Raw genomic sequence first — 26,146 nt, forward strand, 5'->3', positions numbered from 1 at the left:
TTGACTTTAACTATTATTGCTTTTCTTGATGATAAGGGGAATTCTTAGAAGCAAAACGGACATGGCGAATATCCGTTTCGTAACCCAGAGTTTCAGTGATGATTCGGTAGAGCTCAGGGCGTCTTCCGGTTAACCAGCGACGGCCATTCGAGGTAGGCAATAAATCTAATTCAAGATCCGCGATGACGATATCATCATCTATTGCGCAGCTTTCTTTAATTACTCGCCCGTAAGGGTCTATGATCATGGCGTTTCCGGTTCGAATTTCATCATCATCTAAGCCAACTCCATTACTAAATAAATAAAACACGCCATTATCGTGGGCTCTGGAGGGTAACCAGCGCATTAGCCATCCGCGCCCATGTTCCCCTTGACATGCATCTAATAATGCTTGAGGATTTTGTTTTCTATTTTCCCAGAGACGAAGGTCGAGCGGTTTCATGCCATGAGGGCTACTCGAATGAGTTCCACCTGTTTGATGGGGGGCAAGAATAATATCTGCACCAAGTAGCGCGTTGACGCGTGGATTTTCAATTAAGTTATTATCCCAGCAAATTAAAATACCAACTTTTACTTCCCATGGCGTATCGAAAACAGTGTAATTGTCTCCGCTATGAATGGCGGGGTGCTCAAAGGCATGTAATTTACGATGAGCGTGGTATTGGCCATCTGGCATACAAGCGACCCAAGTATTGTAGCATTTGCCATCTAACCCTTTTTCAATCAACCCAACCCCGATAATCATGTCTAATTCAATGGCCCGTTGGCGGATTAATGCTAATGACGGGCTATCATGTAAAGTTTCACTTAAAGCATAAACGGCATCATCTGGTAGCTTCGGCACGTGCCAATAACCAGTAATACACATTTCAGGTAAAACCAGTATTTTTACCTTCTGTTGGGCGGCTTGAGTAATAAACTCATGGATACGTTCTAAATTGTAGGTTTTGTCGCTAGGACGGTGTTGGAACTGGACTGTTGCAACCCGAAGCAGTGATTGTGCTGGCATCATTTTTATCTCCTTAGTTAGGGAAATAAAAACATGTTATTTGAGCTAAAAATAATGAGTTATTTTCTCATTCCATAACGATGGGTTATTGAATGAATCTGTTTGGTCATCAATATTAGCATTTTTATACATAAATTAACGTAAAAAGAGATGTTGAAATATATATAATACGGAAAAATAGCCTAGTTAAGTGTAATCTTCCTAGGTTGTCCATTTTGGTTTAAAGCGTATCAGGTCAATTATTCCTCAATGAAATGCTTTCATTTAGTGAATCAAGCATACAAATGCTCTTTATTCTCGGTATTAAAAGCACAAATTTAACCTAAGCTATATGTGAAACATACAATAATAGTAAGCACTTACCTTGTTGTTTTGACTGATTTCTTGTGAAAGTGCGAGGTAAAACTCTTGTTTTACTCGTTTTATAGCTCCCTGTAGTGCAATTATTATGTTTTCTTTTTGTTATATTTCATTTTTACCTTGTTGATCTGCAATAGACTTTTGTGTTTTGTTACAATTGGAAACAAGTATAACATATTGTTATTTATACGTTATTTTTGTTGGTGATTGTTGTTTTTTACTCGAAATGTGAGTTATCGATGGCTATCAATATTGTTATTACTCTTAATATGAATAACTTGATTTATTTATGAGTAGATAGCGACCAATAAAAAAAAATTGCAGTTTTTTATATCCTATAACTCTTATTGTGAGTAATTAAAAATACTATTAAATTAAATTAAATTAAATGATAAGAATAAAAAAACCATTGTTAGTTGTTTTTTTGAAGCAAACATTAAAAATGTAAAAAATAAATTAATTTATAAAAATAAGTATATAAAAATACTTAGGAATCAATGAATACCATATAAAATTAATTATAAATGCCTTCATTCCATTATAAATTAAGGCGTTGTTATATTTTTGGATGTTACCATTGATAGTGGTAATTTATTATTTTTCTTTAATATCAATTAGTTGTATATTATTTGTTTATTTCAAAAAGAATAATAGCTAATATGAATTATGTGTTTTTTATCTTATATGATAATGCAAACTAAAAAAATGAAATATTGATAGGTTTCAGTGGCTTTAATTTATTCTATCGATCGTTACAAACAGTTTTACTTTTATATATTGAAAACTATAATTAACTCAAATTTCGTGTTTTAATTGGTTTGTTCTTTTTTGATTTTTTATATAATCAGTGCAATTTATTATGTGAAATTTTTTGATTTGTAATATAATTTAGCCATTTAATATTTTAGGTTATTTTGGGCTATTGTTGATGATAAATGTAAATCGTATAGTAGGCAGAGAGATTAGAAAAAGAAGAAAGCATTTAGGGCTTTCAGGCATCGAATTAGCTAATCTTGTTGGTGTTAGCCAACAACAGATTTCACGTTATGAAAGGGGTGAGTGCAATATAAATATTGAAAACTTGCACACCCTTGCTAACGCTTTAGATACAGAAATGATTTGCTTTTTTATTGATGATGTTTTTATCAATAAAGAAAGTAATTAATTTAAAAAATTAAGAGTAATCTAATTATAAAAATATTCATATTTAAAGTTAACTAAATATCTAAAAAAATAAAAATGTAGTGTTTTTATTTTTTTAGTAAAAATCTAACTTTCTTATTTTTACCTTTACATTCTCAGCAAATAAATATCAACCTAGTAATTTATTGATTATTAGGTGATTGGTACATCTGTCGTCTTTTTATAGGAAAATATAAATGAAATTAACTAAGATTGCATTAGCTACAATTATCGCTTCTTCATTTGGTATTGCACAGGCAGCACCTGTAGATCAAGGTAGTGGTGTCATCAATTTTACTGGTAAAGTTATTAATGCACCTTGCTCAATCCCAGGTGACGGTACAATTAACGTTGACCTCGGCCAAGTTGCAAATAAAGTATTAGAAACGGGTAACAAATATAGCCAAAGCGTTCAATATAATATCCAGTTAGAAAACTGTGATTTAGGTGAAGTTAAAGATGCTAGCGATGTAGTTGTCTTCCCTGCAGTTAGCAAAGTTAAAGTAACTTTCACGGGTACTCCAGATACTACAGCAAAAGAATTACTGGCTAATACAGGTACTTCTAAAGGTGTTGGTGTTCGTTTAATCAACGCAGATGGCGCAACAATGAAAGTTGGTGATACCAGTGTTGAGCTGCCATTAGCGGATGGTCCAAATAAATTAGTATTCAGTGCACGTGTTGAAGCAAATGGTAGCAAAGTTGAAACTGGTAGCATCATTTCTCAAGCAACTTACGCTTTAAACTACCTGTAATTTTTTATTTAAAATAACAGGCATGTATTTGCCTGTTATTTTTCTTTCTTTATTTTTATTTTTCTTACAGGGAACATCATGTCTCTATTTCCTCAGTTTAAAATAAATAAAATATTATTTTCGATTGCTTTGGCATTTTCCTTTTCTGGAATGTCTAATGCAGTGGAATTTAATATGAATATTATTGATGCTAAGGATAGAGATAATATTGACTTAAGTCAGTTTTCTAACCCAGACTTTATTCCTGCAGGTGAATACCTAACGGATATTACATTAAATGGTCGAAAATTATCAGGGCAATATTTAATTAAATTTATTGAAGAGAGTAAAGATACCTCAACACTCTGTGTTACACCAGAGATGGTAAATATTTTTGCATTAAAAAAGAAAGTTAAGGAAGAACTTCTGCAAAATAATAATGGCCAGTGTATTGAGCTATCTAAAAATTTAGATATTAATTATCGCTTTGACAAAGCCAACCAGAATATCTTATTTTCTATTCCTCAAGCTTGGTTAGAATATGATGACCCGTACTGGGTTCCACCTTCCCAATGGGAAAATGGAATTATGGGTGCATTTCTTGATTATAACCTGTTTGCCAACTATTCCGCTCCTAAAAATAATAGTGAAACATTCAGTGGTAGTAGTAACGGTACCGCTGGCGTTAACTTAGGGGCTTGGCGTTTCCGCGCTGATTATCAATATCAATATAATCGCTCCCAAGGTAAAACGAATGAACGGTTTGATTGGACTCAGTTATATGCCTTTCGTGCTTTGCCTCAAATGGGTGCAAAAGTTTTACTTGGTGAGTCTTATTTGAAGACTGACTTATTTGATAGTTTTCGCTTTATAGGGGCATCTATTTTTAGTGATAATCGAATGCTTCCACCGTCACTACGTGGTTACGCGCCTCAAGTGACGGGTATCGCTAAAACGAATGCAATGGTGATTATTTCACAGAATGGGCGTGTGATTAAACAAGTTAAAGTTGCTCCAGGGCCATTTAATATTCAAGATATTACTGAAGCGGTGCAAGGCACTTTAGATGTCACCATTGAGGAAGAGGACGGTTCAAAAACCACTTATCAAGTGACGGCGGCATCGCTGCCATTTTTAACTCGTCAGGGCCAACTGCTTTATAAATTTACTATGGGTAAATCTGACCCATTTGGCCGCTCGCAGAAAGTTGACCCTAAGTTTATTGTAGGGGAAGCTTCCTATGGTTTATTTGGTGACACATCCATCTTTGGCGGGTTAATTGCTACGGTAGATAATAACAATTACCAAGCGATAAACTTAGGAATAGGGCAAAACATGAATATGTTTGGCGCTATTTCCTTTGATATTACTCGCACTCATGCAAATGTAGATAATTTTGGCTCTTATTCGGGTAACAGCTACCGTTTAAATTATTCTAAACGTTTTGAATCTACCAATTCGCAGGTCACATTTGCAGGTTATAAGTTTTCTGAAAAAGAATTCTTAACTATGCCTCAATACATTGATGCAGCGAATGGTGTGCTTGATTTTAGACGTGACAAAAACGTGTATACCGCATCTTTTAACCAATATATCAGCCCGTTGGACTTAACTGTCTATTTTAATGCTTCTCACCATCAATTTTGGAATAGTGAATCTACAACAAACTTTGGTATGAGTTTTAGTAAGCTATTTAGTATAGGGCAAATTAAAAACATTTCCGGCACCTTATCACTTAATAAAATTAAATATGAAGAGACGGATGATAATCAAATTTATCTTTCTTTCTCCGTGCCACTTGAAAATGGTGCTTCAGTCAGTTACGACGCTCAATATGCAGATAATGACCATAGCTTTGGCCAATCGGTAGGTTATTACAGCCCGAACGAGAATAATAACTACTGGAGTATGCGTGTTGGTGGTGACCAGCACAAACTTGGACGTGCTGAGCCAAATATCAGCGGTAGTTATCAATATTCATCGCCTTATGGCGTATTGAATGTTAATGCGACAGAAAATGTGAACTCATATCGTGCTTTTGGCGGTAGTTGGTATGGCTCCATGACAGCAACGAAATATGGCGCAGCTATGCACCGTAACGGGACTAACAACGAACCTCGAGTGATGATTGATAGCGACAATGTCGCTGGGATTTCTATTAATAATGGCGAATCTGTCACGAACCGATTTGGGATTGGTGTTGCGACAAGCTTAAATAGTTTTTCTAATTCAGATGTTTACATTGATATGAATACACTGCCTGACGATGTGGATGTCAATGACAACATTATTGGTAAAACATTAACTGAGGGTTCAATTGGTTTTCAGAGAATAAAAGCGAACCAAGGAAAACGTATTTTAGCCGTTATCCGTTTGAATAATGGGAATTATCCACCGCTTGGTACCAGTGTGACTGAGTTAAGTACAGGAAGAGAAGTCGGAATTATTGCAGATAGTGGTGTTGCTTATTTAACGGGTGTGGCTCCAGAAGAAAGCTACATAGTGAAATGGGCTGCTGGCGCAAACCAATGTAGTTTGAATTTACCTAATATTGCCGAAAAAAATCAGGGGAAAGTCCTGATCCCTTGCCAATAAAGGAATGATGTATGAGTAAAAAGTATGTAGTAGCTTTAGGATTTTCATTAGTTTTTGTCGGCATGCAAGTTGCGTCTGCTGCGATTAATATTGACCGTACACGGATCATTTTTCCAGGCAAAGATAAATCAATCAGTTTGGTTATTAATAACCAAAGCAAAACAATGCCCTACTTAGCTCAATCTTGGATGGAAGATGAAAAAGGGAATAAGGTTTCTGAACCTTTTACAGTTTTACCTCCAATGCAACGCGTTGAGCCGAATGCTAAAAACCAAATTAAAATTATTAAAACAGAGGGAATAGATGCTCTTCCACAAGATAGAGAATCTCTGTTCTATTTAAATGTGCGTGAAATTCCACCGGTGACAGATAAAGAAAATGTCGTACAGATTGCGATTCAAAGCCGTCTCAAAATGTTTTATCGACCACCTCAAATCGAAAATAACAGCGATAAAGTATGGGCTAAAGAGCTGAAATATACGCACACAGGTGGGCAATTACTTATTGAAAATCCAACTAAATATTATGTGACATTGGGTTATCTCAGTAATAATAACCAGAAAAATTTTCCTGGTTTTGAAAGTGTGATGATTGCCCCGCTTTCCAAGGAAAGTGTTCCCGTACCAGCAAGCAGTTTTAATCAGTTATATACCGGTTATATGGATGATTACGGTGGTATGAAAATGTTGACTTACCAATGCGCTGCGTCGACCTGCCAGCTGTCAAAAGAGAGCCAATAGGATTTTAGATATGAGAAATTGCTACTTTTCAATATGTCTTTTTATGCTATCTCTATGTGGAAGCCAAGCTTATGCAGATAGTAGCATGATGAGAGGTGATCTTAATTTTACGGGAAATGTGGTGGCATTGCCTTGTAAGATTTCATTTTACTCGATAGATCAAAATATTGAATTAGGACCAATATCTCTGAATTACTTTAATGAAATTGGAGACAGAAGCCCTAAGCATGAAATCAAACTAAAGTTTGATGATTGTATTTTTCCAAAACGCAATCGCGATGATAGGGTTCCGGTTGTTCGGATCATGTTTATTTCAGAACCAACTGAAAGTACAGACCGTAATTTATTTGGTGGTAAAACCATTCTAAATGGTTATGGGATTCGATTAATGGATAAAGATGGCAATATTGTCCCCAATGGTGAATACCGTAGTTATCCAATCTATTTTGATGATAACCAGCAAATTACGATTTATTCCATGCTAGAGAGTTATCTACCAAGAAATGAATTAACAGTGGGTAATATTAAAACGCAAATTACCTTAAATATTACTTACATATAAGGTGTATAAATCATGATACACAAGTTTATTCAAAAATATGGTTTTTATATTTTATTTCTATTCGTTTTTATTAGCCCAAAAACCTTTGCATTAGATTGTGTGGAAAAGGGGACTGGAGTCGTCGAAAAACCCGCAGTTCCTGTAGGTCAATTGGCCATTCCTGCTGATACAACGGCAGGTTCTATTATTTGGCAATCCGACCCTTTAACAGTAACCGTTTATTGTGACAATGTACTTGGTAATGCTGTTGACGTTGTTCATATGTATTTTAATCCGAAATCTCAAAAACTTGGGACAGGGTTATTACTAGGCGCGAATTACCAAGGCCAACAATTGGAACAAAATGAGCAGCGTGTCAACTTAGGGACTCCACCTATTCGCCGCGGAGAGAATGTCACGGTAACAGTGACTTTTACACTATATATCAAAGTGACGGGTATTGTTCCTCCTTCAGGTAACTACACAGGGGATAACCAATTTACGGTTTTCCAGTTTGATGGAAGTGGTGGGATAAACCATACCAATGGTGCAAAAAACTTGAAGTATTCTATTACTGGGTTACGAGGTATTCGCTTTCTCAAGTGTGGGGCTGATATTAAAGTTTACCCAGAGTCACAGCAAATTGACTATGGTCAGTTAATGATCACTGAGCTTAATCAAGGAAAAGAGTTTAAAAAAGATTTTCAGATACAAGCGGTGAAGCGGGGCTGCTTAGATAATTTTTCCATGAATATTAACTTCGAAACTACAGACCCGTTAAATGGAGAGTATGCCATTGATCTAAAAAATGGGACTAATTTAATTATTTCGGATGATAAAGCGGAAAAAATAAAATTTAATTACTTCCAGTTTTTCGGAACACTCCCCTTAGGGAGTACATCGATTACACGTGACTACAGTGCGACGGTTAAAAAGGTGGGAGCGGTAAAAACAGGACCATTTAGCGCCTCAACGATTGTCCGTATTAACTATTATTAACATTAATCCGAAGAGATGGCTAAAAATACATGATGAAAATCAATATATTGATTTTCGGCTGATAACGCAAAGCGGGAAAAATCACACTGTTATCCCACGTTGTCAACAACCAAAGAGCAGGCCAAAAGCCTGCTCTTTGTTATGTTACATCGTTATGTAGTGATATAGGCTAACGAAATTTAGCGCATTCCTTTGCGCTAGAGTGGCAAATCTTATTTAACGCATTTACTGCAAGTCTCATTTTGGACTTGTTCAAAGAAGTTATTGCCTTTGTCATCAACGAGAATGAATGCAGGCAGCCCCTCAACTTCCATTTTCCAAATTGCTTCCATTCCTAATTCTGGATACTCAAGGCAATTTAAACTTTTCACATATTCTTGAGCGAGAATCGCAGCTGAGCCACCGATACTACCTAAATAAAACCCTCCGTGTTTTTTACATGCATCAGTTACCGCCTGAGTTCGGTTGCCTTTCGCCAACATTAGCATGCTACCTCCGTGGGATTGGAACAGGTCAACATAAGGGTCCATGCGGTTACCGGTTGTCGGACCTAAAGAGCCGGAAACCATATCTTCTGGTTTTTTGGCTGGCCCTGCGTAATACACCATGTGGTCTTTAAAATATTGAGGCAATTCTTCGCCGTTATCTAAACGTTCTTTAAGCTTAGTATGCGCAATATCTCGAGCAATAATCAGAGGCCCGCTGAGAGAAACACGTGTTGATACCGGGTGTTTACTCAGCTCAGCCAAAATATCTTTCATTGGGCGGTTGAGATCGATATGTACCACTTTTCCTTCAGCTTGGTTACGCATAGATTCAGGAATGTATTGGGCTGGGTTATGCTCCATTTTTTCAAGCCATAAACCGCTTTTGGTAATTTTAGCTTTAATATTACGGTCGGCAGAGCAAGAAATGGCTAAACCGATTGGGCAAGAGGCACCATGACGAGGTAAACGAATAACTCGTACATCGTGAGCAAAATATTTACCACCAAATTGTGCGCCAAAACCAAGATGACGAGAAGCTTCTAATAACTCATTTTCTAGTTCAATATCACGGAAAGCACGGCCGTACTCATTACCTGTGGTTGGCAGGTTGTCGTAGTATTTTGCGGAGGCGAGTTTGGCTGTTTTCAGTGTTGTTTCCGCTGAAGTACCGCCGATAACGAAGGCAATATGGTAAGGCGGGCAAGCTGTTGTTCCTAAGTTACGCATTTTTTCAATTAAGAAATTTTTTAACTTAGCTGGGGTTAATGTTGCTTTTGTTTCTTGGTAAAGTGCTGATTTATTTGCTGAACCGCCGCCTTTGTTAACAAATAGGAAGTGATATTCATCGCCTGTGGTCGCAAAAATGTCAAACTGTGCTGGCAGGTTTGTGCCAGTATTGACTTCATTAAACATATCTAGCGGTGCATTTTGAGAAAAACGCAGGTTTTCGTGTTGGAAGACGTTATAAATCCCTCGAGAAAGGTACTCTTCGTCATTGCAGTCTGTCCAAACTTGCTGGCCTTTTTTCCCAACAACCGCAACTGTTCCTGTATCTTGGCAGTTTGGCAAAATACCTTTTGCAGAAATTTCAGCATTGCGAAGTAATTGTAACGCCACGTATTTGTCGTTTTCGCTGGCTTCTGGGTCTTGTAAGATAGCGGCGACTTGTTTCTGGTGCGCAGCTCTTAAAAAAAACTGGGATTCATAAATTGCGTGTTCTGCAAGGAGAGTTAATGCCTCAGGTTCTATCTTTAAAATTTGCTTACCAGCAAATTGTTCTACAGAAACATATTTATCAGAGACTTGGAAATACTCAGTTTTATCCTCAGATAATGGATAAGGTTCTTGGTAAAAAAACTCTTTATTAGCCATTTTGCTCACTCACATATTAATTTCAGTGGAATTTCCAAAGGTAATCACCCGAAGGCTTATGTTTATTCTTTAATTGATTTAACTCGAAAGATACAAAGTAAAATTTATAGATGTAATAATGAAACAAAAATCACAAAATAAGTCACTAAAAGTTACAGTTTAGATTGAAATTATATCAATTTGATTATTATATTCAAAGAGATGCAAAGAATAATATGATATTGGTTAAATTTATTGAGATAAAAAATAAGGATTAATGAAAATTAGATTTAAATCACATAATAATATTATCAACTACGACTTTAATTATTTGTTATAGATGTTACCAGTTATTGCCTTTGTTCTATATATAATCACGATATATATCTACTGGATATAACTACCATCAAAACTCGACGAGTTAGTTATGGTAAAGGCTTATTGTATTTTTATCTCGCATGAAGTTTTAAAATTTATATCATTAAATATATGAATTAAAAAATTAAAAATAATAAAAACTATTAATTCCATAATTATTATTATTTTTATTGTGAATTGTTTTAACTCTATGAATTTCATTGAATTTGACTTAAGTTTTATCTTCGAATGTATCATGTAAATCTATAGATATGGACAGACTGATTCTATATATCGCTATGTCGCTTATTTTTCTCAAAAATCTGTTTTATTTATTGAGAATTCATAATGAAAGGCAAACGAAGTTGTGAAAATGGCTTTCAATTTGCAAAAACAGTGTTTATCATGCATGCCTTATGAAGTTTAAATGGCGCTACTGGTTTTGGGCTTTGCTGGGGAAATTATTTACTTATGTTACTTAAGTTGACAGAGTAAACCTCCGACAAGCTTATACAGTCTTTAACGGTGGCGGTTCTATCTGCATTATTCCTAGGGATAGAGTGTATAATAAATGACTGAGACAACCTCTCTGACACCACTCATTGAATTAAAATCTTTAAGTAAAGGTTTTGATGGCAAACAAATTATTTCTGAGCTTGACTTAACCATTCAGAACGGTGAGTTTTTGACCATTCTGGGGCCTTCTGGTTGCGGTAAAACGACTGTTTTACGTCTTATTGCAGGGCTAGAAGATGCCGATGGCGGTCAAATTATTCTTGATGGTCAAGATATTACGGATATTCCAGCGGAAAACCGTTTTGTAAATACCGTCTTTCAAAGCTACGCTTTATTTCCTCATATGACAGTCTTCGACAACGTGGCATTTGGCCTGCGCATGCAAAAAACGCCTGCGGCTGAAATTCAAAAGCGTGTCGACCAAGCCTTGCGTATGGTGCAGCTAGAAGATTTTGCTGAGCGTAGACCCAACCAACTATCTGGTGGTCAACAACAACGCGTGGCGATAGCCCGTGCGGTAGTGAATCGCCCGAAAGTCTTACTACTGGATGAATCATTGTCTGCGCTTGATTATAAACTGCGCAAACAAATGCAAAATGAGCTAAAAGCGCTTCAACGAAAACTGGGGATCACGTTTATTTTTGTGACCCACGACCAAGAAGAAGCCTTGGCCATGTCGGATCGTATCATTGTGATGCGTGAAGGGAAAATTGAGCAAGACGGTACTCCTCGCGAAATCTATGAGGAACCGAAAAATCTGTTTGTAGCTCAATTTATTGGTGAAATTAATATTTTTGATGCGAAAGTATTGTATCGCATTGATGATAAACGTATTCGAGCCAATGTTGAAGGGCATGAATGTGATATTTTCACTGAGCTCTCTGTCAAAGAAGGGCAACACGTCAGTGTGTTATTACGTCCTGAAGACTTGCGCGTTGAAGAAGTGAATGATGCAGATAACCATCCGGGGCTGATTGGCTACGTTCGTGAGCGTAACTATAAAGGCATGACGTTAGACTCAGTGGTTGAAATGGAAGATGGCAAAATTGTCATGGTTAGCGAATTCTTTAATGAAGATGACCCCGATGTCGACCACTCCCTTAACCAAAAAGTTGCTGTGACTTGGGTTGAAAGTTGGGAGGTAGTTCTGGATGATCATTCGTAAACATAAAATTTTGCAGAACGTTATTATCACTGGGGTGGTCGCCTGGCTGCTGCTATTCGTCTTCTTGCCTAATATCATGATTATTGGCACTAGCTTTTTGACGCGTAGCGACACCAACTTAGTTGACTTAGTTTTTACGTGGGATAACTACGTTCGCTTGTCTGACCCGATGTATGCAGAGGTCATGCTGCACTCGCTCAATATGGCGGTGATCGCAACCTTTTTCTGTTTAGTTATTGGCTATCCATTTGCCTTTATATTGGCAAAGCTACCTAAACGGGTGCAACCTTTGATGTTGTTTCTGTTAATTGTGCCATTTTGGACCAATTCATTGATTCGTATCTATGGGTTAAAAGTTTTTCTCAGTACCAAAGGGTACTTAAATGACTTTTTACTGTGGGTTGGTGTTATCGATAAACCGTTGAAAATTATGTATACACCTGAAGCCGTCATACTAGGTCTCATTTATATATTGTTGCCGTTTATGGTGATGCCGCTGTATTCAAGTATTGAAAAGCTGGATAAGTCATATATAGAAGCTGCAAAAGATCTCGGTGCGAATAAATTTCAACGGTTTGTGAAAATCATCATTCCTTTAACGATGCCAGGTATTATTGCAGGCTGTTTGCTGGTTTTATTACCGGCAATGGGGCTGTTCTATGTCGCGGATTTAATGGGTGGTGCGAAAAATCTACTGATCGGTAACGTAATTAAGAGCCAGTTCTTAAATATTCGTGATTGGCCATTCGGGGCAGCAACCAGCATTTTCCTCACGGTGATGATGGGGTTATTGCTGTATGTGTATTACCGAGCAGCTAAGCTTCTGAATAAAAAGGCATATGAAGAATGATCGGACGTACTCTGCGTGGTGGCTTCATGGCCATCATCTACGCTTATCTTTATATTCCAATCATCATTTTGATTGTTAATTCCTTTAATGAGTCGCGTTTTGGTATTCAGTGGCAAGGTTTTTCAACCAAATGGTATGAATTACTAGCTAATAACGATAGCTTATTAGAAGCTGCGGGGCATTCATTAACCATGGCGGTTTTGTCAGCGACTTTCGCGACAGCCATTGGCACATTAACCGCTGTTGCATTATTTCGCTATCGCTTTAGAGGAAAACCTTTTGTTGGTGGCATGTTATTTGTGGTCATGATGTCCCCTGATATCGTCATGGCGATTTCGTTATTGGTTCTATTTATGATCCTTGGGGTCTCGCTAGGTTTTTGGTCATTGCTTTTTTCCCATATTACATTCTGTCTACCCTTTGTAGTGGTGACGGTGTATGCAAGGTTAAAGGACTTTGATGTGAAGATGCTAGAAGCTGCACGTGACCTCGGTGCGGGTGAGTTTACCATCTTAAGGAAAATCATTTTGCCATTAGCGCTCCCTGCGGTTGTGGCAGGGTGGCTACTGAGTTTTACATTGTCGATGGACGATGTGGTGGTTTCGTCATTTGTTACGGGGCCAAGTTATGAGATTTTACCATTGAAAATATATTCAATGGTAAAAGTCGGGGTCTCCCCAGAAGTAAACGCATTGGCGACAGTATTGTTGATTATGTCTTTACTGCTCGTTTGTTTAAGCCAATGGGTGATGCGGGATAAATACTCGAAAAAAGCGAAATCATAAATGAGTGATGGTGTTGGTTTTTTCTATAACAGCGCCTTTTTGATGCCATACGGCGAGAGGGTGGGCTTTATTTAGCCTATAAGATATATACCCTAAATAATTCAAGTGGTTACTTGATGCATTAAGGGATAAAAACACTTTGTTGAGGGAAACTCAGTAATGAAAAAATGGTCCTATCTACTGGCAGCAGGGTTAATGGCTGCAAGTATTGGCACGGCAACTGCCGCTGACGATAACAAAGACGTACTGTATTTCTATAACTGGACAGAATATGTTCCCCCTGGTTTATTAGAGCAATTTACCAAAGAAACGGGCATCAAGGTGATTTACTCCACCTATGAATCAAACGAAAGCATGTATACCAAGTTAAAGACCTATAAAGAAGGGGCTTATGACTTGGTGGTGCCTTCTACTTATTTTATTGCCAAAATGAGTAAAGAAGGAATGCTACAAAAGATTGATCAAAGCAAATTAACCAATTTTAAAAACCTTGACCCAAACTTAATCCATAAAGAATTTGACCCGAATAATGATTATTCAGTGCCTTATATTTGGGGTGCGACAGGGATAGGTATTAATGGTGAAGCTGTTGACCCACAGTCTGTCACCTCGTGGGCGGATTTTTGGAAACCTGAGTATAAAAATAGCTTGCTGATGATGGATGATGCACGGGAAGTTTTCCAAGTTGCGCTCACTAAATTAGGTTATTCAGGTAATACGACTGATCCGAAACAAATTGAAGAGGCGTATAAAGAGCTGCAAAAATTACGCCCAAATATTTTAGCCTTTAACTCTGACAACCCAGCAACACCATTTATTGAAGGTGAGGTTGATGTGGGAATGTTGTGGAATGGTTCTGCATTCGTCGCGCGGCAAGCTGGCTTACCGATTGAAGTGGTGTGGCCAAAAGAAGGTGGGATTTTCTGGATGGATAGCTTAGCTATCCCTGCTAATGCCAAAAATGTGGAAGGGGCCCATAAGTTAATTAATTTCTTATTGCGTCCAGAAATTGCGGCTCAAGTGGCTGAATCTATTGGTTACCCAACACCAAATTTAGAAGCTAAAAAATTATTACCTGCTGAAATTGCTAATGACCCATCACTTTACCCAAGTGAAGAAGTTCTGCAAAAAGGCGAATGGCAAAGTGATGTGGGGAATACCAATATTATTTATGAAGAGTATTTCCAAAAGCTAAAAGCAGGACGTTAATTATTGTTTTAGTCGCAAGCTAAATAGGGTTTGAAGATAATAAAAAGGCATCACGATTGTGATGCCTCAGACTGCTGACAAACATATTATGTTTGGCGGCAAGTCGAATAGGTTTTGAAAATAAATTAGGAAAATCAATTTATTGATTTTCGGCTGATAACACAAAGTGGGAAAAACCACGCTTTTATCCCGCTTTGTCAACAACCTCAGGCATCACGATTGTGATGCCTTTTTTAATGGCTAACGTTTGGCATTATGACCAACAAACTTCACAAAGGTATCTGCCCACGGTTGTAGGAAATCTTTACTTTTGGGTGAAATATTACCTTGTTCATCAACCATTCCTTCATACCACTTCAAATAGCACTCTGGTTGGTTCATTGTCGGCATATTCAAAAATGCCAAGCTATTACGCAAATGTTGTTGTGCAATAGCCGTACTAATATTGCCAATAGATACCCCTAGCACTCCTGCAGGGATGCCATCCCATGAATTATCTCCCCATGGGCGAGAGCCTTGGTCAATCGCATTTTTCAATACGCCAGGCATTGAACGGTTATATTCTGGGGTGGCGAAAATAATGCCATCACAGGCTTTAATTTGAGATTTGAAATTAGCCACAACAGGAGGCACATTTTGGTCTGCATCTTGGTTATAGAGAGGGAGTTCACCAATATTGATAAATTTAAACGTGAAATTTGTGGGGAATAATTTAGTCATGGCTTTAGCGACAACTAAATTATATGAATCAGCGCGCAAACTACCCACAATGACACCAATATTGTATTGATTTGACATGATAAAACCTCTTTCACGGGGAGTTAATTAGGAATACTGCAAACCGCTATTTATTGAATAGAGCATTGTTTCACTCTCACTATTAAACATCATAATCTGAGGATGTGCAAAACTAAGTGAAATTAAAATAGATAACTAAACATCAAAAATATTTGATATTTTTAAATTAATTATGGAGTTACAACTTATCATAATTCGATATTGTGAGTCCTCTTCCACTATTTAGATTTACCCATGAACAAATCAGGGTTACTTGATTTTAGTCAAAATGAAACATACCGACTGGTCGGTATCATTCATTGCATGAATAAATCTGCTCAGCATAGAAAAAAAGATCCTATTAAGCTTCAAGTGGAGTTACTGAAAGCTGCTCGTATTATTGCTGGCAGAGAAGGGATCTCTTCACTCTCACTTAATGCAGTGGCAAGGGAAGCGGGTGTTAGCAAAGGCGGGTTAATGCACCACTTCCCAACGAAGCAAGAGCTTATTCATGCACTGTTTGTGCAATTGCTGGGGATTATGGATGAGAGAATACATACCATTATGGATAATGACCCAAATCCCTATGGGCGGTTTTCTCGTGCTTATTTGCACTATATTGGTGAGTTAAAAGAATCTGATGAAAGTTTTCAGCTCGCGTTATTGTCTTTGGCTATGCCAACTGAGCCAGTGTTACGTCAGTGCTGGCGAGATTGGGTAACCAACCATTTGGAAAAGGGGGATGAGTTCGATAACAGTTATTTAGGCGCGTTAGTGCGTTATGCGGCTGATGGGTTGTGGCTTTCGTCATTGACTGAGGGAGAAACGTTATCACAGCAAGAACGTGATGCGATTGTTAGCCGGTTAACGACAATATCATTTGAACAAATTCCATAAGTAAAAATAGCACGTAAGTAAAAATAATAGTGGTAATGATAGTGCAATTTTATTCATAAAATAAGCACATGAGGCGACAGTGAAATATAAAATCAATGCTTTCATTCTATATGATGCAGTTGATGGCACTTTATCTTTAAAAGAAGATGAGGTGGATGCACAACTGTCGATAACGGCTAATGCGTTGTTGTTTTATTTTATTCAACACAGAGGTGTTGTTTCCCGAGATGAGGTGTTAAAAGCGGTATGGGATGATAATGGATTAGTTTCATCGAACAGTAATTTAAACCAATATCTAAGTATATTAAGAAAAGCATTTCGTCCATATGGTATTGAAAATATTATTGTGACGGTGGCGAGGGGGCGATTAGAGTTTAATTCAGATGTTTCACTTGAATTAATTGATGATATTAAAATTCCTCCCTCTGAGTTAATCCCTAGCTTAAGTGAAATAGAAGAGGCTAAGGTTGTTTTATCTCCAATTCCCAAACCTATCTCTGAGCCTGTAGACCTCAAAAAAATAGAATCAACATTGACGCCAGAAAAAAAAGAAATCTGTTGGTATCTCGCTAGCGGTGTCTTTTTGCTGTGTTCCGTTTTACTCGCGGTCATGGCTTATTTATCAAACCAGCCGTCAGTACCGATTAAGATGACAGTACTTGAGCACACTAATTGTGATGTGCTATCGAATGAAAAAATGATCAATAACTCTGTCGCACTAAACTATGTACAAAATTTTGATAAGGTTAGAAATAACTTAAATTTAGCCTGTGCCGAGAAAGAACGGTTTGTTTTTTTCTATGGAGATAAATTGCAGACTAATGGATTGGGTCGAGTATTTCTTGCGCATTGTGCAGTAAATGAAGATAACCCATTTAGCTATTGCGATAATTACTTTTACTATTCTTGGAAACCATCATGAAGATATCAGGAAAAGTATTATGCTTACTGAGCTTTTTGCTATTTATTATTGTTGTGATTTACACTCAATCGGTCTTACTTTCCAATAAACAAGATGGTTTATTAATGTGCTCGACAAAAGGCATTATGCGTTTTGAAAATATGCAGGATGAAAACGTTAATGGCAATATTCATTTCAATTTTGGTGCCAATGGCAAAGGAGCCATCGTTGTTGAAGGATATACCGATTCTAAAGCGGGCTGGTTGTACTTACAGCGCTATGTGAAATTTAGTTATACAACAAAACGAGTTTCTCCCACAGAGCGCCATTATAATATCAGTCAATGGGAAGCAAGTGCTTCTTCTATTGATGAATCACCAGATGTGATATTTGATTACTTTATGCGAGAAATGTCAGATAGCCATGACGGGCTATTTCTTAATGCCCAAAAGCTCAATGACAAAGCTTTATTACTCAGTTCAATTAACTCTCCACTTTATATCTGCACGTTAAAGCCTGGCAGCAAATTTGATTAATTCAGTTCTCATTAAATAAATAAGCTTAGCGGTGAAGCCGTTCACTTCATCGTTAACTGACAATCCCACTTCCTTTTATTTCCTATTTTGTCGTATTCCCTGCTGTGGTATTCACAAACTGCAATATCCTCAATTTAGCTATAAATTGACATCATGACAGGTAGACTATCTCTTGGTTAGAACCTAACTCGCGGATATCTGATGTAGGCAAAGCTTATAACCGAGTGAGCAGACCCACAGTTATCATTTCACAAATTACCCCCCTTTATCAGCTCAATAATATTTTATTAACAATCTACCTAGCTAACGCTAAATCTTTATTTAGCCCATTTTTATCTGCAACACAGATACGTGAATTTTTAATTTTTTCAGTATGAATATGTAAATAGCTTAATTAACAACTCTAATTTTTAGATTAAAAAACTAAATATTATCGTTTTGTGGATTTATATTTTGTTTTTATTTTTCGGTTCTATAGTGAGTTTGAAGCCAAAGGCTGCGTTCAATAGATCACCGCGCAGACACCATTGGCGTAAATGATTACCCAGATATTTCAAGGGACATGTACTCGGACACATTAGCTTGGAATATCGAAGGTAAAGAAAAATAAAGAAGGCTTCTCGGAGGAAACAACAATGGGTGATGCATTAGGTCTTATTGAAACAAAAGGTCTGGTGGCTTGTATCGAAGCGGCTGATGCGATGTGCAAAGCGGCGAATGTAGAGCTAATTGGTTACGAAAATGTCGGTTCAGGCCTCGTTACTGCAATGGTTAAAGGCGATGTCGGAGCAGTCAAGGCAGCCGTCGATTCAGGTGTTGAATCAGCACAGCGTGTTGGTGAAGTTGTGACTTCACTAGTCATTGCTCGTCCACACAACGATATCAATAAAATCGTTATTAAGCATAAGGCATAACTTTTTCCGGAGGAAAAAACATGGGTGACGCATTAGGTCTTATTGAAACTCAAGGGTTAGTGGCTTGTATTGAAGCTGCAGATTCGATGTGTAAAGCCGCAAATGTTGTGCTGATTGGTTATGAAAATGTTGGGTCAGGTTTAGTTACCGCCATGGTCAAAGGCGATGTAGGTGCGGTGAAAGCTGCCGTGGATTCAGGTGTTGAATCCGCCTCTCGTATTGGCACCGTCGTGACATCACTGGTTATCGCTCGTCCTCATAGTGATATTCAGAAAATCGTCGCCCAGTATAAAGTCACGGAATAAAACAGGAAATTACTTATGAAAGAAGCACTTGGTCTAATTGAAACCAAAGGTTTAGTGGCTTGTATTGAAGCTGCTGATGCCATGTGTAAAGCCGCAAATGTTGAGTTAATCGGTTATGAAAATGTTGGCTCAGGTCTGGTAACAGCGATGGTTAAAGGCGATGTCGGTGCCGTTAACGCAGCGGTTGAGTCAGGTGTTGAGGCTGCAAAACGTATCGGAACCGTGGTGACTTCACGCGTGATTGCGAGACCACACAACGATATTGGCAAAATTGCACAGCAACACAAAGCCTAAGTAATTGGCTGATAAAGCCAATCACACGACAAGTTAATGAATTAATTTTGGCTCCGATACGGGGGAAGACATGGTTGCATTAGACAAAGATCTGCAATCCAGACAACTGGCAAGAGAGCTAGTTAGAAACGCGAAACAAGCGCAGAAAGAGTTTGCGACATTTTCGCAGGAAAAAATCGATAATATCGTTAAACACATTGCAATTGAGTCCGCACTTCATGCAGAAGAGCTGGCAAAAATGGCCAATGAAGAGACTGGGTTCGGTAAGTGGCAAGATAAAGTCCTGAAAAACACTTTTGCTTCAATGCGTGTTTATGAACACATTAAAGATCTCAAAACCGTTGGCATCATTAATGATGACAAAGTCAACAAAGTCATGGATGTGGGGGTTCCTCTTGGTGTGATCACGGCGTTAGTTCCTTCTACTAATCCAACATCTACCATCATCTACAAAACGTTGATTGCCTTGAAGGCGGGTAATGCCATTGTCTTTTCCCCTCATCCAAATGCCAAAGCTTGCAGTTTCCGCACATTAGAAATTGTCAAAAAAGCCGCATTAGAAGCGGGGGCGCCAGTAGGAATTGTCGATGGCGTCACGATGCTAACTCTTGAAGCAACGAAAGAGCTGATGCACAGCAAAGACGTTTCTTTAATTTTGGCAACGGGAGGTGAAGGCATGGTACGCGCTGCTTACGCATCCGGTACACCAACCATCAGCGGTGGTCCAGGTAATGGCCCTGCATTTATTGAACGTAGTGCCAATATCAAGCAAGCGGTGAGTGACATCATCACCAGTAAAACTTTTGATAACGGTGTCATTTGCGCTTCAGAACAATCGATCATTGTAGAACGCTGCATTTACAACGAAGTTCATCGTGAACTGCTCGCTCAAGGCGCTTACTTCATGAATGAAGATGAAGCGAAACGCATGGCATCCATGTTGCTTAGAGCGAACGGTACTATCAACCCTGAAGTCGTTGGTAAAGATGCTATCACACTGAGTCAACGTGCAGGCTTCACTGTTCCGGCTAACACACGTGTGTTGATTGCTTTACAAGACACCGTATCACCGAAAAACCCATACTCCCGCGAAAAATTATGCCCAATTTTAGGGATGTATATCGAGGAAGATTGGCAGTCAGCTTGCCATCGTGTGGTTGACTTACTGACCAACGAAGGCCTCGGTCATACCTTGGTGATCCATACGCAGAACGAAGATGTTATTCGTCAATTCTCTCTGGAAAAACCCGTCAATCGTATTTTGATCAATACACCAGCGGCACTGGGCGGAATTGGTGCAACGACCAATATCACACCGGCTTTAACGCTCGGTTGTGGGGCAGTTGGTGGCGGTTCTAGTTCAGATAACGTCGGCCCGATGAACTTGCTGAACATCCGTAAAGTCGGTTATGGCGTACGTTCCATTGATGATTTAAGACAGCCAGCTCAGCCTTGTGCACCTGCACAGCCAACAGCATCAACTTCGGTAAATCAACCGCAAGTGAGTATTTTTGATGACAACCGTTTCCGTAACCCTGTTACGGCAGCATCACCAGCCGCGGCTAACCCAACTGGCGATAACCGATTTGGCAGCACTGTAACAACGGCTGCGACTGCTGAGGCGGTGGTTTCTCAAGGTGATATCACTGAAGAAAATGTTGAGCAAATCATCAAGGCTGTTCTCGGACGCCTAAATAAGTAACTCATTGGAATAAGGCGGTATAAACCATGATCCTCGCAAAGGTAGTCGGACATGTTGTTGCAACGCAGAAATGCCAAGAACTTAGCGGCAGTAACTTATTAATGGTTACCAAGCTAGGGGATGACCTTGAACCGTTGAAAAACAAAACGTATGTGGCAGTCGACAGTGTTGGCGCAGGTATTAACGACATTGTGTTAGCTGAAGCTTACTTCGCTTTGAATAAAGACAATTACAAAGCCATGTCAGTGGTTGCCATTGTTGAGAAGGTTTATACCAAGGAGTAAAAACAGCATGAACCAGTTTTTGATTAAACCTAAAGTCCAATTCGGTGCTAACGCATTGGATTTTATCTCACAAATGAGTGCTCACCATGCCTTTATCGTCACTGACAAAGCGATGGTGAAGTTTGGCTTAGCTGATGAAGTCACTCGCAGGCTAACCCAAAGTGGCATCACATTTTCGATTTACGACGATGTTGTGCCGGACCCAGACATTTCAGCCATTGTTAACGGCATGAAAATCATGGATATGCAATATCCAGATGTGGTGATTGCACTCGGTGGTGGGTCGGTGATTGATGCTGCGAAAGCTGTTATTTACTCCCTCTGGCACACCAGAAAAAACGTCAATCGAGTCAAACCGCAGTTTATCGCGATCCCAACCACCAGTGGGACGGGTTCAGAGGTGACTTCATTTTCAGTCATCAAGTCACAGTCTGAAAAGTTGGTTTTAGTTGACGAATTCATGCTGCCAGATGTCGCCATTTTAGACCCTGTACTGGTGAAATCCGTACCAGCTTCGATTACTGCAGATACAGGTATGGACGTGCTGTGTCATGCACTGGAAGCGTATGTTTCTCGCACCGCATCTGATTTTTCGGATGCCTTAGCAGAAAAAGCAGTGCAATTGGTTTTTGGTCACTTAATTGATTGTTATCGCGACGGTAGCAACTTAGTGGCACGCGAAAAAATGCACAACGCTTCATGTATTGCCGGTATGGCCTTTACTAACGCATCACTTGGGATAACTCACAGCTTAGCCCATGCATTAGGCGGCGTATTTCATATTCCACATGGTCGTGCCAATGCCTTATTGATGGCTCAAGTCGTGGCTTTCAATGCGGATTTTGAAGGCCGCTGTGATAGCGAAGCCGCGAAACGTTACGCGAGTCTTGCAAGAAACTTGAATTTACCTGCTTCAACAATACGTGAAGGCGTTGAGAGCTTAATTATGGCAATCAACGTATTGAAAGATGAAATGAATATGCCAAAAGGCATTCAAGCAACCGGTATTAATGAATTCGATTTTAACGCCCGTTTAGGGGAAATGGTTGGGCAAGCACTGCGCGATAGTTGCACTCCGACCAATCCACGGGATGTGAGCAAGGTGCAACTGGAAGTGCTGTATAGACAGTCTTTTTAACAGTTAACGCTTTTATGTGATGAACAACAAACTAGAAAGAACATCAGGATAGGCTAACATGAATAAATATGCTTTGACCCCACGCGTAAAAATGCTGGCTGAACGCTTAAGTGCCCGCAATAGCTCAATTATTACTGAACGTGCCAATATTTTAGAAGCGCTTGGAAACCAACTGTCTGGCGCACCGCAGGCGATTAAACCTGCACAACGTTTTTATGAATTTATCCGTCATTTTCCTGCATTTATTGCCCAAGATGAGTTGATTATTGGTAGCCAATCATCAACGCCTCGTGGGGCGATTTTCCATACTGAAAATGAAATCAATAGCCACAGCATTTATACGTTTTTAGCTGGCGATAGCGCCATTGATGCACCCGATTACTTAGCGGTATTAAACATCGGTTTTTTAGCTATCAAAGCGCAATTAGAAAATAAAGTTAGAAATATCGGCAGTGCAGTTAGCCGTAATAGTATTGATGAGGCGAATAACTGCCGCTCGGCAATTTACGCATGTGATGCCGCTATCCATTTTGCGCAAGCTTTAGCGTCTAAAGCAGAGAGCATGGCAGCAGCAGAGTCTAATCAATACCGTCGCGCAGAGTTACAAGAAAGCGCAGCAATTTTACGTAATGTGCCAGCAAAACCAGCACAAACATTCAAAGAAGCTTGCCAAGCGTTCTATTTACTGCAACTTATCCTGCATTTAGAAAATGGTAGCTATGCCGTTAACCCAATGGGGTTCGATAAAGCAGTTTACCCATTCTACCAACGCGATATTGAACAAGGCCGCTTAACCCAAGCACAAGCTTATGAGATTGTAGAAAGTTTATGGTTGAAACTGGCTGAGCTCTCTGAAGTTCGCTCAACCAAGCAAGTCGATGGCTACCCAATGTTCGATGCATTAAAAGACGGCATTTATCTGAATGACCCTCGTGTATGCATTAACGAATTATCAGCTATGATGTTATCTGCTCATGAAAACATCAGTGCCATCAATAACGGCTTAAAAGTTCGTTTATATTGCGGAAAAAACAGCATTCAGCCGCAATACGCCGCGCCAAATGCCAGCTATGTTGCTCCAACGGCACAAGCGGAAACTGAATTCAAAGTGATGGAAGGGTTAACGCCTCGCTTACAACGCTTGCGTAACCGCTACTTAGAAGCACGCCCAAGTGTGTCTATCTATCGTGCACTCGCCTTCACTGAAGTTGTCAAAAATAACCCTGGTTTACCGCCAATTCTATTGCGTGCGAAAGCATTCCGCCGCGCTTGTGAAACTGCGCCAATCTTAATTCAGCCGGAAGAACTGATTGTAGGCCATCCATGTGGTAAAGCCCGTGCGGGTGCTTTCTCTCCAGATATCGCATGGCGCTGGGTGGTCGAAGAACTCGATACCATGAGTACGCGCCCACAAGATCCATTTGTTATCTCAGAAGAAGACAAAAAAGTGATCCGCGAGGAAATCGCGCCATTCTGGGAAGGGCGCTCATTGGATGAAATTTGTGAGGCTCAATACCGCGAAGCGGGGGTATGGGAATTCAGCGGTGAAACGTTTGTCAGTGATTTGTCTTATCACCAAATCAACGGTGGTGGAGATACTTGTCCGGGTTATGACGTGCTGTTATTCACCAAAGGAATGAATGGCATTAAAGCAGATGCTCAGGCGAAACTGGCTGAGTTAAGCATGGAAAACCCAGAAGATATTGACCGTATTTATTTCTATAAAGCGTCAATTGAAACCTGTGAAGGGGTAGTGGCGTATTCACACCGTATTGCTGCGCATGCTCGTGAATTAGCCGTGCTGGAGTCAGACCAAAAACGTCGCGAAGAATTGCTGACTATCGCACAAGTCAACGAAAACGTGCCAGCGAACCCACCGACAACGTTGCAAGAAGCATTACAAAGCATTTGGACTGTTGAGTCATTGTTTGAAATCGAAGAAAACCAAACAGGTCTTTCTTTGGGACGTCTCGACCAGTACTGCTTCCCAATGTATGAAAACGACATCAAAACAGGCCGTTTAACCCAAGAACAAGCATTAGAAATGATGCAGGCATTTATTATCAAGTGTGCTGAGTTAATGTGGATGTCGAGTGAGCTGGGTGCGAAATATTTTGCAGGTTATCAGCCATTTATCAACCTCACCGTCGGTGGACAAAAACGTTCTGGTGGTGATGCTTGTAACGATTTGACTTACTTAATTATGGACGCGGTTCGTTTCGTTAAAGTGTATCAGCCATCGTTGGCTTGTCGTATTCATAACCAATCACCACAGAAATACATGGAAAAAATCGTTGATGTCGTGAAAGCCGGAATGGGCTTCCCTGCCTGTCACTTCGACGATTCCCACATCAAAATGATGTTGCGTAAAGGCTTCGATTTTGAAGATGCGCGTGATTACTGTTTGATGGGCTGTGTTGAGCCACAGAAATCAGGCCGTATTTATCAATGGACATCAACTGGTTACACCCAATGGCCAATCGCGATTGAGTTTGTATTAAACCGTGGTCGCATGGTGCTATTCGATAGCTACCAAGGCTTAGATACCGGTGATTTACGTGACCTGAAAACATTCGAAGACTTTGATAATGCAGTGAAAGCGCAGATTGCTCATATTATTCGCTTATCCGCTATCGGTACCGTTATCAGCCAGCGAGTTCACCGTGATGTGGCACCAAAACCCTTAATGTCTTTGCTAGTGGAAGGCTGTATGGAAAAAGGGAAAGACGTTGCAGCGGGTGGGGCGATGATCAACCACGGCCCAGGGCTGATTTTCTCTGGTCTTGCAACCTATGTTGACTCCATTGTCGCGATTCGCAAATTGGTTTATGAAGATGGCCGCTACACCCTTGAGCAAATTCGTGATGGATTATTAGCTAACTTTGAAGGCTATGACGAATTACGCCGTGACTGCTTAAATGCGCCTAAATTTGGTAACGATGATGACTATGTTGACCAATACGCACTCGATATTACGGAGTGGACAGAGCGTGAGTGTCGTAAGTACGACATGTTGTATTCAACACTGAGTCACGGAACTTTATCCATCTCCAACAACACGCCGATTGGTGAGTTAACCGCAGCAAGTGCCAACGGTCGCTTGGCGTGGATGCCGTTATCCGATGGTATCAGCCCAACACAAGGTGCGGATAAACAAGGCCCAACCGCCATCATTAAATCAATCAGTAAAATGAATGTTGAAACGATGAACATTGGCATGGTGCATAACTTTAAGTTCTTAAAAGGCTTATTGGACACACCAGAAGGCCGCCACGGCTTAATCACCTTGCTAAGAACCGCGTCTATCTTAGGAAACGGTCAAATGCAGTTCAGCTATGTCGATAACGAAATGCTGAAAAAAGCCCAGCAAGAGCCTGAAAAATACCGTGATTTAATCGTTCGTGTCGCGGGGTACAGCGCCTACTTCGTTGAACTCTGTAAAGAAGTTCAAGATGAAATTATTAGCCGTACTGTAATTGAGAAGTTCTAAACCCATGTAGGCAGGTATGAATTTATAC

Annotated in this window: 23 protein-coding genes; 20 read left to right on the plus strand and 3 right to left on the minus strand. The window is 39.5% G+C overall.

The genetic code is table 11. The features are described 5' to 3' along the window. Nucleotides 1–13: 13 nt before the first annotated feature. Complete coding sequence (locus P3L40_RS20140; RefSeq protein ID WP_136134303.1) at nucleotides 14–1,009, minus strand: nitrilase family protein; 996 nt, start codon at nucleotides 1,007–1,009, stop codon at nucleotides 14–16. A 1,288-nt stretch (nucleotides 1,010–2,297) separates the two neighbouring features. Here P3L40_RS20140 and P3L40_RS20145 point away from each other — a divergent pair. The 6 genes from P3L40_RS20145 to P3L40_RS20170 all read left to right on the plus strand — a co-directional run bounded on the left by P3L40_RS20145 (nucleotide 2,298) and on the right by P3L40_RS20170 (nucleotide 8,160). Beyond that, nucleotides 2,298–2,534: a helix-turn-helix domain-containing protein gene (locus P3L40_RS20145; RefSeq protein WP_004259130.1), complete on the plus strand. Its 237-nt coding sequence runs from the start codon at nucleotides 2,298–2,300 to the stop codon at nucleotides 2,532–2,534. 214 nt (nucleotides 2,535–2,748) lie between these two features. After that, nucleotides 2,749–3,306: a fimbrial protein gene (locus P3L40_RS20150; protein WP_004259129.1), complete on the plus strand. Its 558-nt coding sequence runs from the start codon at nucleotides 2,749–2,751 to the stop codon at nucleotides 3,304–3,306. A gap of 78 nt (nucleotides 3,307–3,384) precedes the next feature. Further along, complete coding sequence (locus tag P3L40_RS20155) at nucleotides 3,385–5,880, plus strand: fimbria/pilus outer membrane usher protein (RefSeq protein WP_094961562.1); 2,496 nt, start codon at nucleotides 3,385–3,387, stop codon at nucleotides 5,878–5,880. An 11-nt stretch (nucleotides 5,881–5,891) separates the two neighbouring features. Continuing rightward, entirely contained in the window at nucleotides 5,892–6,620 is a 729-nt protein-coding gene (locus tag P3L40_RS20160) for a molecular chaperone (RefSeq protein ID WP_004259120.1), read from the plus strand. A 10-nt stretch (nucleotides 6,621–6,630) separates the two neighbouring features. After that, entirely contained in the window at nucleotides 6,631–7,182 is a 552-nt protein-coding gene (locus P3L40_RS20165) for a fimbrial protein (RefSeq protein WP_036958054.1), read from the plus strand. A 12-nt stretch (nucleotides 7,183–7,194) separates the two neighbouring features. Beyond that, a complete protein-coding gene (locus P3L40_RS20170; RefSeq protein WP_004259112.1) occupies nucleotides 7,195–8,160 on the plus strand; it encodes a fimbrial protein in 966 nt (321 codons plus the stop codon). A 212-nt stretch (nucleotides 8,161–8,372) separates the two neighbouring features. Here P3L40_RS20170 and P3L40_RS20175 read toward each other — a convergent pair whose 3' ends face one another. After that, the gene (locus P3L40_RS20175) at nucleotides 8,373–10,019 is read right to left on the minus strand and encodes a fumarate hydratase (RefSeq protein WP_004259110.1); all 1,647 of its coding nucleotides are present in this window, start codon (nucleotides 10,017–10,019) and stop codon (nucleotides 8,373–8,375) included. Between the two features lie 907 nt (nucleotides 10,020–10,926). Between P3L40_RS20175 and potA the strand changes: the two genes are divergently transcribed. The 4 genes from potA (at nucleotide 10,927) to potD (ending at nucleotide 14,880) form a co-directional block, all read left to right on the plus strand. Then, on the plus strand, nucleotides 10,927–12,036 hold the full coding sequence (gene potA / locus P3L40_RS20180; protein ID WP_004259102.1) for a spermidine/putrescine ABC transporter ATP-binding protein PotA: 1,110 nt from the start codon (nucleotides 10,927–10,929) through the stop codon (nucleotides 12,034–12,036). Next, nucleotides 12,023–12,886, plus strand: coding sequence for a spermidine/putrescine ABC transporter permease PotB (potB, locus tag P3L40_RS20185; protein WP_210853074.1), 864 nt, complete (start codon nucleotides 12,023–12,025; stop codon nucleotides 12,884–12,886). Before potA ends, potB begins: the two co-directional genes overlap by 14 nt. Beyond that, nucleotides 12,883–13,671, plus strand: a complete 789-nt coding sequence (potC, locus tag P3L40_RS20190) for a spermidine/putrescine ABC transporter permease PotC (RefSeq protein ID WP_004259098.1) — start codon at nucleotides 12,883–12,885, stop codon at nucleotides 13,669–13,671. Before potB ends, potC begins: the two co-directional genes overlap by 4 nt. A 159-nt stretch (nucleotides 13,672–13,830) precedes the next feature. After that, nucleotides 13,831–14,880 carry a spermidine/putrescine ABC transporter substrate-binding protein PotD gene (gene potD / locus P3L40_RS20195; RefSeq protein WP_094961560.1) on the plus strand — a complete coding sequence of 350 codons (1,050 nt, stop codon included), beginning with the start codon at nucleotides 13,831–13,833 and terminating at the stop codon, nucleotides 14,878–14,880. Nucleotides 14,881–15,120: 240 nt separating this feature from the next. On the opposite strand, the gene P3L40_RS20200 is transcribed toward potD, so the two are convergent. After that, the gene (locus P3L40_RS20200; protein ID WP_136135365.1) at nucleotides 15,121–15,678 is read right to left on the minus strand and encodes an NADPH-dependent FMN reductase; all 558 of its coding nucleotides are present in this window, start codon (nucleotides 15,676–15,678) and stop codon (nucleotides 15,121–15,123) included. A gap of 303 nt (nucleotides 15,679–15,981) precedes the next feature. Here P3L40_RS20200 and P3L40_RS20205 point away from each other — a divergent pair, with 303 nt between their 5' ends. The 10 genes from P3L40_RS20205 (at nucleotide 15,982) to cutC (ending at nucleotide 26,118) form a co-directional block, all read left to right on the plus strand. After that, nucleotides 15,982–16,554 carry a TetR/AcrR family transcriptional regulator gene (locus tag P3L40_RS20205; protein WP_036958231.1) on the plus strand — a complete coding sequence of 191 codons (573 nt, stop codon included), beginning with the start codon at nucleotides 15,982–15,984 and terminating at the stop codon, nucleotides 16,552–16,554. A 79-nt stretch (nucleotides 16,555–16,633) separates the two neighbouring features. Then, complete coding sequence (locus P3L40_RS20210) at nucleotides 16,634–17,476, plus strand: transcriptional regulator (RefSeq protein WP_165880772.1); 843 nt, start codon at nucleotides 16,634–16,636, stop codon at nucleotides 17,474–17,476. After that, entirely contained in the window at nucleotides 17,473–17,991 is a 519-nt protein-coding gene (locus tag P3L40_RS20215) for a FidL-like protein (protein WP_004259073.1), read from the plus strand. The genes P3L40_RS20210 and P3L40_RS20215 overlap by 4 nt, the downstream gene beginning before the upstream one ends. Nucleotides 17,992–18,626: 635 nt before the next feature. Continuing rightward, nucleotides 18,627–18,905 carry a BMC domain-containing protein gene (locus tag P3L40_RS20220; RefSeq protein ID WP_004249182.1) on the plus strand — a complete coding sequence of 93 codons (279 nt, stop codon included), beginning with the start codon at nucleotides 18,627–18,629 and terminating at the stop codon, nucleotides 18,903–18,905. 20 nt (nucleotides 18,906–18,925) lie between these two features. Continuing rightward, nucleotides 18,926–19,210 carry a BMC domain-containing protein gene (locus P3L40_RS20225; RefSeq protein WP_004259066.1) on the plus strand — a complete coding sequence of 95 codons (285 nt, stop codon included), beginning with the start codon at nucleotides 18,926–18,928 and terminating at the stop codon, nucleotides 19,208–19,210. Nucleotides 19,211–19,225: 15 nt separating this feature from the next. Beyond that, nucleotides 19,226–19,504, plus strand: a complete 279-nt coding sequence (locus P3L40_RS20230; RefSeq protein ID WP_004259063.1) for a BMC domain-containing protein — start codon at nucleotides 19,226–19,228, stop codon at nucleotides 19,502–19,504. A gap of 70 nt (nucleotides 19,505–19,574) precedes the next feature. After that, complete coding sequence (locus tag P3L40_RS20235; RefSeq protein ID WP_136135367.1) at nucleotides 19,575–21,206, plus strand: acetaldehyde dehydrogenase (acetylating); 1,632 nt, start codon at nucleotides 19,575–19,577, stop codon at nucleotides 21,204–21,206. A gap of 26 nt (nucleotides 21,207–21,232) precedes the next feature. Next, the gene (locus P3L40_RS20240; protein WP_004259057.1) at nucleotides 21,233–21,490 is read left to right on the plus strand and encodes a EutN/CcmL family microcompartment protein; all 258 of its coding nucleotides are present in this window, start codon (nucleotides 21,233–21,235) and stop codon (nucleotides 21,488–21,490) included. Nucleotides 21,491–21,497: 7 nt separating this feature from the next. Then, entirely contained in the window at nucleotides 21,498–22,628 is a 1,131-nt protein-coding gene (locus tag P3L40_RS20245) for a 1-propanol dehydrogenase PduQ (RefSeq protein ID WP_004259053.1), read from the plus strand. A gap of 58 nt (nucleotides 22,629–22,686) precedes the next feature. Further along, nucleotides 22,687–26,118, plus strand: coding sequence for a choline trimethylamine-lyase (gene cutC, locus P3L40_RS20250; protein WP_094961556.1), 3,432 nt, complete (start codon nucleotides 22,687–22,689; stop codon nucleotides 26,116–26,118). Nucleotides 26,119–26,146: the final 28 nt, after the last annotated feature.

The organism is Providencia sp. PROV040, assembly GCF_032706145.1.
Taxonomy (GTDB): domain Bacteria; phylum Pseudomonadota; class Gammaproteobacteria; order Enterobacterales; family Enterobacteriaceae; genus Providencia; species Providencia hangzhouensis.

Excerpts from the sequence above, each read along its gene's own strand:
- P3L40_RS20140 (WP_136134303.1), bottom strand. The coding sequence starts at position 1,009 with ATGCCAGCACAATCACTGCTTCGGGTTGCAACAGTCCAGTTCCAACAC.
- P3L40_RS20145 (WP_004259130.1), top strand. The coding sequence starts at position 2,298 with ATGATAAATGTAAATCGTATAGTAGGCAGAGAGATTAGAAAAAGAAGA.
- P3L40_RS20150 (WP_004259129.1), top strand. The coding sequence starts at position 2,749 with ATGAAATTAACTAAGATTGCATTAGCTACAATTATCGCTTCTTCATTT.
- P3L40_RS20155 (WP_094961562.1), top strand. The coding sequence starts at position 3,385 with ATGTCTCTATTTCCTCAGTTTAAAATAAATAAAATATTATTTTCGATT.
- P3L40_RS20160 (WP_004259120.1), top strand. The coding sequence starts at position 5,892 with ATGAGTAAAAAGTATGTAGTAGCTTTAGGATTTTCATTAGTTTTTGTC.
- P3L40_RS20165 (WP_036958054.1), top strand. The coding sequence starts at position 6,631 with ATGAGAAATTGCTACTTTTCAATATGTCTTTTTATGCTATCTCTATGT.
- P3L40_RS20170 (WP_004259112.1), top strand. The coding sequence starts at position 7,195 with ATGATACACAAGTTTATTCAAAAATATGGTTTTTATATTTTATTTCTA.
- P3L40_RS20175 (WP_004259110.1), bottom strand. The coding sequence starts at position 10,019 with ATGGCTAATAAAGAGTTTTTTTACCAAGAACCTTATCCATTATCTGAG.
- potA (WP_004259102.1), top strand. The coding sequence starts at position 10,927 with ATGACTGAGACAACCTCTCTGACACCACTCATTGAATTAAAATCTTTA.
- potB (WP_210853074.1), top strand. The coding sequence starts at position 12,023 with ATGATCATTCGTAAACATAAAATTTTGCAGAACGTTATTATCACTGGG.
- potC (WP_004259098.1), top strand. The coding sequence starts at position 12,883 with ATGATCGGACGTACTCTGCGTGGTGGCTTCATGGCCATCATCTACGCT.
- potD (WP_094961560.1), top strand. The coding sequence starts at position 13,831 with ATGAAAAAATGGTCCTATCTACTGGCAGCAGGGTTAATGGCTGCAAGT.
- P3L40_RS20200 (WP_136135365.1), bottom strand. The coding sequence starts at position 15,678 with ATGTCAAATCAATACAATATTGGTGTCATTGTGGGTAGTTTGCGCGCT.
- P3L40_RS20205 (WP_036958231.1), top strand. The coding sequence starts at position 15,982 with ATGAATAAATCTGCTCAGCATAGAAAAAAAGATCCTATTAAGCTTCAA.
- P3L40_RS20215 (WP_004259073.1), top strand. The coding sequence starts at position 17,473 with ATGAAGATATCAGGAAAAGTATTATGCTTACTGAGCTTTTTGCTATTT.
- P3L40_RS20220 (WP_004249182.1), top strand. The coding sequence starts at position 18,627 with ATGGGTGATGCATTAGGTCTTATTGAAACAAAAGGTCTGGTGGCTTGT.
- P3L40_RS20225 (WP_004259066.1), top strand. The coding sequence starts at position 18,926 with ATGGGTGACGCATTAGGTCTTATTGAAACTCAAGGGTTAGTGGCTTGT.
- P3L40_RS20230 (WP_004259063.1), top strand. The coding sequence starts at position 19,226 with ATGAAAGAAGCACTTGGTCTAATTGAAACCAAAGGTTTAGTGGCTTGT.
- P3L40_RS20235 (WP_136135367.1), top strand. The coding sequence starts at position 19,575 with ATGGTTGCATTAGACAAAGATCTGCAATCCAGACAACTGGCAAGAGAG.
- P3L40_RS20240 (WP_004259057.1), top strand. The coding sequence starts at position 21,233 with ATGATCCTCGCAAAGGTAGTCGGACATGTTGTTGCAACGCAGAAATGC.
- P3L40_RS20245 (WP_004259053.1), top strand. The coding sequence starts at position 21,498 with ATGAACCAGTTTTTGATTAAACCTAAAGTCCAATTCGGTGCTAACGCA.
- cutC (WP_094961556.1), top strand. The coding sequence starts at position 22,687 with ATGAATAAATATGCTTTGACCCCACGCGTAAAAATGCTGGCTGAACGC.